The 7,750-nt window shown below is 62.7% G+C and carries 9 protein-coding genes, 4 tRNA genes and 2 pseudogenes; 6 read left to right on the top strand and 9 right to left on the bottom strand.

The window, feature by feature from the left end; genetic code table 11:
* The coding region (locus VEI45_RS04350) for a hypothetical protein (RefSeq protein WP_324850468.1) at window positions 1-294 on the top strand (294 nt) is incomplete at its 5' end.
* A gap of 64 nt (window positions 295-358) precedes the next feature.
* On the opposite strand, the gene VEI45_RS04345 is transcribed toward VEI45_RS04350, so the two are convergent.
* A complete protein-coding gene (locus VEI45_RS04345) occupies window positions 359-487 on the bottom strand; it encodes a hypothetical protein (RefSeq protein WP_324850466.1) in 129 nt (42 codons plus the stop codon).
* Between the two features lie 141 nt (window positions 488-628).
* On the opposite strand from VEI45_RS04345, the gene VEI45_RS04340 reads away from it, so the two are divergent.
* Entirely contained in the window at window positions 629-811 is a 183-nt protein-coding gene (locus VEI45_RS04340) for a hypothetical protein (RefSeq protein WP_324850463.1), read from the top strand.
* A gap of 250 nt (window positions 812-1,061) precedes the next feature.
* On the opposite strand, the gene VEI45_RS04335 is transcribed toward VEI45_RS04340, so the two are convergent.
* The 3 genes from VEI45_RS04335 to VEI45_RS04325 form a co-directional block, all read right to left on the bottom strand.
* Window positions 1,062-1,133 (bottom strand) — tRNA-Val (locus VEI45_RS04335).
* Window positions 1,134-1,146: 13 nt separating this feature from the next.
* A tRNA-Cys gene (locus VEI45_RS04330) sits at window positions 1,147-1,220 on the bottom strand.
* A 28-nt stretch (window positions 1,221-1,248) separates the two neighbouring features.
* Window positions 1,249-1,321, bottom strand: a tRNA-Gly gene (locus VEI45_RS04325).
* Window positions 1,322-1,492: 171 nt separating this feature from the next.
* On the opposite strand from VEI45_RS04325, the gene VEI45_RS04320 reads away from it, so the two are divergent.
* From VEI45_RS04320 to VEI45_RS04310, 3 genes are all read left to right on the top strand, one after another.
* Window positions 1,493-1,564: transfer RNA gene (locus VEI45_RS04320), tRNA-Val, on the top strand.
* 536 nt (window positions 1,565-2,100) lie between these two features.
* Window positions 2,101-2,337 (top strand): hypothetical protein, encoded by a 237-nt coding sequence (locus VEI45_RS04315; protein ID WP_324850471.1) that lies wholly within the window; start codon window positions 2,101-2,103, stop codon window positions 2,335-2,337.
* A gap of 469 nt (window positions 2,338-2,806) precedes the next feature.
* Window positions 2,807-3,202, top strand: a complete 396-nt coding sequence (locus tag VEI45_RS04310) for a hypothetical protein (RefSeq protein ID WP_324850470.1) — start codon at window positions 2,807-2,809, stop codon at window positions 3,200-3,202.
* A 400-nt stretch (window positions 3,203-3,602) separates the two neighbouring features.
* On the opposite strand, the gene VEI45_RS04300 is transcribed toward VEI45_RS04310, so the two are convergent.
* The 5 genes and pseudogenes from VEI45_RS04300 to VEI45_RS04280 form a co-directional block, all read right to left on the bottom strand.
* Complete coding sequence (locus VEI45_RS04300) at window positions 3,603-3,836, bottom strand: hypothetical protein (RefSeq protein ID WP_324850461.1); 234 nt, start codon at window positions 3,834-3,836, stop codon at window positions 3,603-3,605.
* A 550-nt stretch (window positions 3,837-4,386) separates the two neighbouring features.
* Window positions 4,387-4,713: pseudogene (locus VEI45_RS04295) on the bottom strand (diacylglycerol/lipid kinase family protein); the annotation flags it as partial.
* Between the two features lie 75 nt (window positions 4,714-4,788).
* Window positions 4,789-5,013 carry a DUF2905 domain-containing protein gene (locus tag VEI45_RS04290; protein WP_324850459.1) on the bottom strand — a complete coding sequence of 75 codons (225 nt, stop codon included), beginning with the start codon at window positions 5,011-5,013 and terminating at the stop codon, window positions 4,789-4,791.
* Window positions 4,998-5,693 carry a rhomboid family intramembrane serine protease gene (locus tag VEI45_RS04285; protein WP_324850457.1) on the bottom strand — a complete coding sequence of 232 codons (696 nt, stop codon included), beginning with the start codon at window positions 5,691-5,693 and terminating at the stop codon, window positions 4,998-5,000. The genes VEI45_RS04290 and VEI45_RS04285 overlap by 16 nt, the downstream gene beginning before the upstream one ends.
* 306 nt (window positions 5,694-5,999) lie before the next feature.
* Window positions 6,000-6,200, bottom strand: a pseudogene (locus VEI45_RS04280) (hypothetical protein); the annotation flags it as partial.
* Window positions 6,201-6,310: 110 nt separating this feature from the next.
* Between VEI45_RS04280 and VEI45_RS04275 the strand changes: the two are divergent.
* Window positions 6,311-7,750, top strand: a 1,440-nt coding sequence (locus VEI45_RS04275) for an NAD-dependent malic enzyme (protein ID WP_324850455.1), incomplete at its 3' end; no start/stop codon positions are given.

Below are 7,750 nucleotides of genomic sequence, written 5' to 3'. Positions count from 1 at the left end.
ACGGACTACAGCGGAACCGGCAACGTCCAGGATGACGTGGCTACCGCCAGCGGTACGAACAGCTTTGCAAACGTCGGGAACGGGTACAACGAGACGTATTCCGCGCCAGGCGTTGACGGCAGCACCGAACCCGTGTCGTATGACAGTGCCAGCGCCTTCGACGGCGGCACCGCCATCGTCGGCGAAGATCAGAGCGACACTATCGTCCCGGTCACATACGACCTAGCCAGCGCCGGCAACGGTGGGCTCGAATCGCTTATCGACGTGCTCGGACACGTCGCATTCGCTCCCTAGCCCTAGTTCCTCGGCGGCCATCATGGACGAGCCTGGTCAAGTTACCCGCGTGGCCGGGCTTCGTTCACGACGCTTCACTGACGATCGCAGCGTTCACCGTGTCCTCACCGGGCCACACGTCGTGCGCTAGGCGCTCACCCAGCAATTCGTCGATGTGACGGCGGTTAGGGTGGGTGTCGCTGTAGTAGGGCATTGGATACATTCTGCGTTTAATGCCCCCGCGGGTTGCTGAACTGTTCAGCCCGCGCGTTCGTGAACTGTTCAGCCCGCGCGTTCGTGAACTGTTCAGGGGGCGACCGGCTACCCGGATGGTGATTGAACCGAGGTCCTACCCGTGAAACTGACCGTGGAAGTCTGCAGCGACGGCCTCTACACCTACCAGTGTGACGACCCGTTCCCTCCGGCGCTGGTGGCGATAGCGCTGCGGCAGATCGCCGACCGCATCGACACCCCCGGGGGATCACCGCCAGCACGCTCACCGGCTACGTCGATTGGGAGCAGGCGGAGTCGAAGCTGATTCCGACGCGGCCCCGTCGGCAGTAGCGTTTCCGCAGGATACGTGTCTATCGACGGCAGCGGCCCACCCCCGGCCAGCTGGTTAGCCAGCGGTGGTCAGCGGTACGCATTGTGAGCCTTCGATAAGGGTGTATCAGTCGAACATTCTTCGGGTGGAATGTGGCACCGCGGGTTGGAATCTTTAGCCCGCACTTAGCCCAAGCCACGCAACTTCCAGACCAAAAACGGCACTTGAACTGCGCAAACATTAGTGCGCGGTACTGGGATTGAACCAGCGACCTCTTCCGTGTCAGGGAAGCGCTCTCCCGCTGAGCTAACCGCGCCCGGTCAAAGAATTGGAGGTGGAGACGGGAATCGAACCCGTGTGCACGGCTTTGCAGGCCGTTGCCTCACCACTCGGCCACTCCACCGCGGGGTTTGATGCCACTTGCACCCTCGAGCGGATGACGGGATTCGAACCCGCGACCCTCACCTTGGCAAGGTGATGCGCTACCAACTGCGCTACGTCCGCGCGCAACGGACGAGATCGTCGCCCGGTGCGAAGCACGACGATAGTCCACTTGAGTGGGCCCGCACAAATTTCTTGGCACCATCAGGCGCGCCGCTATCTGCGGCCCATGCTGCGCGTTCTGCCGAGACGCCCGCGCGTGCTAACCTTCGACGTCGTTCGCCTCTTGGCGCCGGTCCCGTGGCTCAGTGGGAGAGCGTCCGCTTCACACGCGGAAGGTCGCTGGTTCGATCCCAGCCGGGACCACTTACGTTGTCGCAGTTAGGACCCATCACACCGGCATGCCGCAATCGGCACCACCAGTCGGCCAGAACCGGGGCAACACCCTCCCAGATCTGGCCGCGCGAAAAATCGCGGCTAACGCCAAGAATCCGCTCTCACATAGTCCCAGGCGGACCGCTTCCGGCATTCAGCTGCCGAATCGAACAGACGCTTACGCCGGTGGCTTCCACAACTCCATCGACTCTAATTTCACAGTGTGTACCGACCGGATTGGCGTTCGCGTACTTGTAAACCGCCACCATGTAGGCCCACTGAGTCGGGTCGTCCATAGTGGTGTCACGCGTCCAGACCTCACCGGGCGACAAAAACAAATTGGAATCGCCGCCACGCGGAGGACTTTGCTGATCGACCGGATCATTAGCTACGTAGCTGACACTGAAGCCGTTCGGGGCCGGGCCATCCACCCACAAGCTGTAGGTGACGGTGTGTGCCCCGGCGTTAGCAGCAGGGGCCGCAATTAGTCCCGCGGCGGTTATGGCGGTGGCACCGATTGTCTTAACGTGCCTCATTACGCGATTTCCTCTTTATTTATAGTTCTGGCGCTGCTGGCGCTGGCGCTGGCGCTGGCGCTGCTGGCGCTGGCGCTGCTGGTGCTGGCGCTGCTGGTGCTGGCGCCGGCGCTGCTGGTGCTGGCGCTGCTGGTGCTGGCGCTGCTGGCGCTGCTGGCGCTGGCGCTGCTGGTGCTGGCGCTGCTGGTGCTGGCGCCGGCGCTGGTGGTGGTGGTGTCAGGTCGCTGAGAACGGCTTCGGCGATGGGTAGGACGACAATGGGAGCGACAGCATTAACAACGTCTTCGGCGGCTTTTTCGCCCGGGATGGGCTGCGTGAACACCAACTGAGGTTCCACCCCTGGTTGTGCTATTGAATCTATGACGGCGGCGATGTTATGGGCTTGCTCGAGCGGGCCGACGGGGGAAATGCTGGTGGCTCCTGTGACGGGGTCGGTGGTGACAAAGGGGAGTGCGTAGTTGAGGCCGGGGGCGTTGGGTAGGCCGTTGACTAGTGGTATTTCGCGTTGTAGAGCGGTGGCAAATTCGCCTTCGATGAAGTAGTGCTGGACTTGTCCGTCGGCGGCTTGAGCGAAGGTTGCTGGGGGGTCCATTCCGAGACTTTGCAGGTAGCCGGGCGATAGCCCCTGGGCTTCGAAGGTGATGGCGGTGGTGCCGTTGTTGAGGGCTCCGGCGGCGGCTTCTCCACCGCCCATGGAATGTCCGGTGGCGGCGACGTTTCCGGCGCCGAAGTTGTTGAGCAGGCCGTTCATGACCTGGACAGCCGTCTGGTATTGGGGTGGGTTGCCGCCGACTTCCTCAACAACCACCGCAGCGTCATCGTACTGGTTTTCGGCCCCGGCGAACGAACCCACATAGTGCCCGGCGCCGTCGGTGAACACGCCGACGTGCACACCGGAGGCCGCCGCCACGGGGTGTGTGTCCGGATTGACCGCGCTGAGCTGCTCCACCTGCGCCGAACTGAGCTGCGACCAGCCTGCGGGCAGCGGCTGGGTCGGGTCGTAAACGCGCTGCACCAGCTGCGCCATGGTCAGTGCATTGTTGGCGTTCGGCCTTGTGGGGTCGGGGGCGTTGGTGATTTGCCCCGACCATGAATCCGGTGGCGGTGGCTTCGGTAGTCCTTGGCTGGCGGTCTGGGTGGCGCCTGGCTGTCCGGCTTGTTGGGTGACCTGGCTGACAGCTTGGTCTGGGGCCGGGTATCCGGAGTTGGCGCCGCTTTGATAATCCGGCAACTGATTGGGCATGCCCGGCGGCTGAAAACCGGAGGTATCCGGACCGTAGGAGCCTTGCCCGTTGCCGCCGCCTCCGCAGCGATCACCACACGGGTCAGCCGCCGCCACCGCCATCCCGAGAGACGATGTACCCGTGCGGGGTAGATAGGAGGATAAGGTGGCCAGGCCGAATGCGGTGGCCGAGAACAACGCGATCGCTAACACCCCGGCCTCGGCAGTGACGGTGATCGGGGCCAGGGCGCGCCGTAGCAGTGTGATCCCGTTACCCAACACGGCGAACGCCCGCCAACGGCGGCAGCACCCACCCCACCGACCCGGTCACCCCGCCACCGGAGGTCAGCACGTGCAAACCCGAGACCCCCGCCACTACCAGCACCGCCCCAGTGGCACCGGCAGCAACACCGGTCAGCTGCGGTCCTGTGCCCGTGACTGCGGACACCGTTTCGGTGAGCGGCTCGCCGCGATCGCGGCCAGCGTTAGTGGCGGTGTTACTCACGCCCTACCCCTCTTCCCCAAGACAACGTTTTCCCCGAAGACAACGTTGCCAGCAGTATTGCGGTCGCACCAGTTTTTGGCACCTGCTGAGATTCTCTGACAGCCGTCAAATACCCATGCGTTGCCAGTTCGCACTGCGCGAACTTTCGGTAGTCAGCGCTCACAAGCTGTGCCTTCGCTCCCTGTCCGCCAATGCTAACAAGGGTTGCCATTAAGATATCTACCCAGCATATACACCGGTGGGACATCTGCTAGCTAATTAACTAACTAGCCCCGCGATAGCGTGGCGTGCGTTGATTGCAAACGCGTTGAGCGCCGGCTTCCACCGCATCATTCATCGTGCCCTGCCCGCACCGATGGGTTTAGGGATCGGGTGACAAAGTATAGGCATTTCATCGCGGCCTGCTCGGCTGTGGAAGAGAAAACACCGCGTTGGGACATCCTCGGCACGATCATCGTCGTCGCCGGGATTGTCGCCGCCAATATCGCGATCATCGTGCCGGCTTTGTTAGCGGCCATCGCCAGCCGGCGCAACAGCATCTCGCCGGCGCCTTGCCGATCTTGCGTTCCAGCCGTTCGCGTGTCCGCACAAAAGTGGGGTAGGCTCCGATGCTCAAAGTGTTGATAATCATCCGAGAGTCGTTGAAACACACGAGATCGACGCAGAAAACGCTACCCTCTCGTACCGCCCGGATGGTCTTGGCCACGTCCTCGCAGCCGACGTCCTTGGCGAAGTGGTTGAAAGTGCCGGCTGGGAAAACTGCCAGCGGACGTCCGGTGTCCACCGCTGCAGCAGCCGCACACGCGACGGTTCCATCGCCCCAACCGATGCCCAACACTTCAGCCCGGCCTAAAGTCCCTTGCGCCCAACCTGATCGAGCATGTCGCGCTGGTGTGCGGGCGTCGGCAGAGGCCGGTGAGTCCTTCGTGTCCGCTTGTGAGTTGGAGCGCGATCAGCGCCGAAACAAGTAATTCGCGATGGACAGCAATACGCTGGCCGCGACCGAGATTAAGAGCATCGACATCACCGGGATGTAGATGTGCATGTTTTCGCGTTCGATCCGGATGTCACCGGGAAGGTGGCCGAACCACGAAAGTCCACCGGCCCACATCAGGATTCCCACCGCCGCGATGACGATTCCCGCCACTACGACGAATGGACCTACGTTCTGTCCCATTGCGGCCTCCGAGCCACGATGCGTCCGGCGCCCACCAGAAGTCCCGTCACGAGCGCCCCGAAGCCGAACCCTCCGACGTGCGCGAAGAACGCGACACCACTGCCACCGGTCCCTGCGACCAGTGCGGAGTTCCCCTCGAAGAATTGCAACAGGAACCAGCCGCCGAGGAACAGCCATGCCGGGATTCTTATTGGGAACCACCCCAGGAGTGTCAGGATGCTCGAGTTGGGATACAACACAAAATAGGCGCCCAGCACGGCGGCGATCGCGCCGCTTGCCCCGAGGCTCGGTATCTGCGCGTCCGATGCGCTGCCGAAGAGCAGGGTCATCGCGGTTTGCAAAAATGTTGCCGCGAATCCGCCGCCGAAGTAGACGAGAAGATAGCCGAGCTTCCCGAACGCGTCTTCGACGTTCTTGCCGAAGATCGCCAGAAACCACATGTTGCCGAGGATGTGATCCCAGCCAGCATGCATGAACATCGCGGTGATCCAGCTGACGCCCCACGGGTAACCCATGTGGCAAGCGTTGTCGACATTGCAGGAATAAAACGAGGCTTGTTTGATCGCCGCCTCGGGATCCGGCAGCTCGTATAACACGAAGACCGCGACGTTGGCAGCGATCAGCGCGGCATTGACGATCGGAAACCGGCGCGCGGCAATCCCATCGGAGTAAGGAATCATTCAGAGCCGCTTTCATGCCGAATGGTGCACCGACGCATTAGACCTTTCTCCAGCATCAAGAGAACATCCCAGAGGCTAAAGACACCTGGTCGGCCTGGCTTTCGTGGTGCTGGTCCACGATCTGGCGGACTCGTTCGATGAGCGTTTGACGGATCCGATCAACGGGATCAGGCATGCCGTTTGCCTCCTTGGCACTCCGCACGGTGTCGCGTCGTCGTCGCTCTCTCAAGCGCGGGGTAGTAGGGTCCAAAGTCATCCAACGGGCGGCCAAGCATGTCCTTTTAGCTTAGCCGGGTTTGCCGAGCAGAACGTCCCAGAGCCGGCGTCGCCATAAGCGGCCTCGACGACGAGGTCATCTCCCAGACCGGCGCTCTGCGCGAGCGCCGACAGCTCGTCATAGGAGCCGACCCGCCCGATCACGTGAGGCACGCTTGGCACGCCCGCTTCGTCGGCTAGGCGCGTCATGACGATCTTGGAGCCCAGGCGATGGCGCAGCGCCGCCGGGGGGATGGAACATCTTCCTCGGGATCATCAGCGTCGCCGCCGGTATTGTTGTGCTGACATGGCCTTTCGATCCCATCGTTATGCTCGCAATTGCAACCGAAGGGATCCGAACGATGCCCGATCAACAGCGGGGGCAGGCCGCCCTGTTCGACGCGTTGACGACCAAGGGCACGGCTTTCTCCGAGGCCGAGCGTCGCAGGTACGGTCTGCTCGGACTGCTGCCGGCTGCTGTAAAGACCCTCGAACAGCAAGCTGCGCATTGCTGGCATGAATTCTCCACTCGCCGCGACGATCTCGACAAACACATCTATCTCCGCGCGCTGCAGGACCGCAACGAAACCCTGTTCTACCGGGTGCTGCGCGACCACATCCCCGAAACATTGCCGATCGTGTACACCCCCACTGTCGGTGAAGCCTGCCAGCGTTTCGGCGAAATCTACCGGCGGCCAAGGGGATTATTTGTTTCCTATCCCGACCGCGATCGTCTCGACGAAGTGCTGCGCAATCGGCCGCTACCCGATGTCGACGTGATTGTGGTGACTGACGGGCAACGGATTCTCGGTCTGGGTGACCAGGGCATCGGTGGGATGGGCATTCCGATCGGCAAGCTGTCGCTGTACACCCTCATCGGCGGCATCGATCCCGCTCGCACTCTTCCGATCGTGCTCGACGTCGGCACTGACAACGCCGAACTCCTCGAAGATCCGCTCTACCTCGGTTGGCGCCACCGACGTATCGACGATGACGAGTACTACGCATTCATCGATCAGTTCGTTACCACCGTGCGCGAACAACTGCCCGACGTGCTGCTGCAGTGGGAGGACTTCGCCACTGTGCATGCTCAGCCGATCCTTACTCGCTACCGCGACAAGCTGCTCACCTTCAACGACGACATTCAGGGCACCGCCGCCGTCACCCTCGGTGCGTTGCACGGCGCCGCCCAGGTGGCGGGCCGTCCGCTGTCGCAGCAGCAGGTCGTCATGCTCGGCGCGGGCTCGGCCGGCATCGGCGTCCTGGACATGATCCGACGGGAGATGGTCAACGAGGGCTTGTCCGAACAGGCTGCTCGGCAACGGATCTGGGTCGTCGACGTGGACGGTCTGCTCACCGACGACCGCACGGATCTTTCCGAGGGACAGCGCGACTTCGCTCAGCCCGCCAACCGAGTGGCTGATTGGGGGCTGACGGGGCCGGCACAGCTTGCTGACGTCGTACACCACGTCGACGTTGGTGTTCTGTTGGGGCTGTCCACCGCCGCGGGTGCCTTCACCGAAAGCATCGTGCGCGAGATGGCCGCCAAGACCGAGCGGCCGATGATCTTCCCACTGTCTAATCCGACAAGTCGCGCGGAGGCGCACCCGGCCGAATTGGACCAGTGGACCGACGGGCGTGCGTTGATCGCGACCGGCTCACCGTTCGCGCCGCTGCAGCGCAACGGCGTGGAACGCCCTGTGGCTCAATGCAATAACGTCTATATCTTCCCTGCGGTGGGACTTGCCGTGACCGCGGCTCAGGCGACCCGAGTCACCGACGAGATGATGCGGGTTGCTGCG

Origin of the sequence: Mycobacterium sp., assembly GCF_035623875.1 — a bacterium.
In the GTDB taxonomy this organism is placed as follows: Bacteria; Actinomycetota; Actinomycetes; order Mycobacteriales; family Mycobacteriaceae; genus Mycobacterium.
This window is presented reverse-complemented; position numbering and strand designations above follow the sequence as displayed.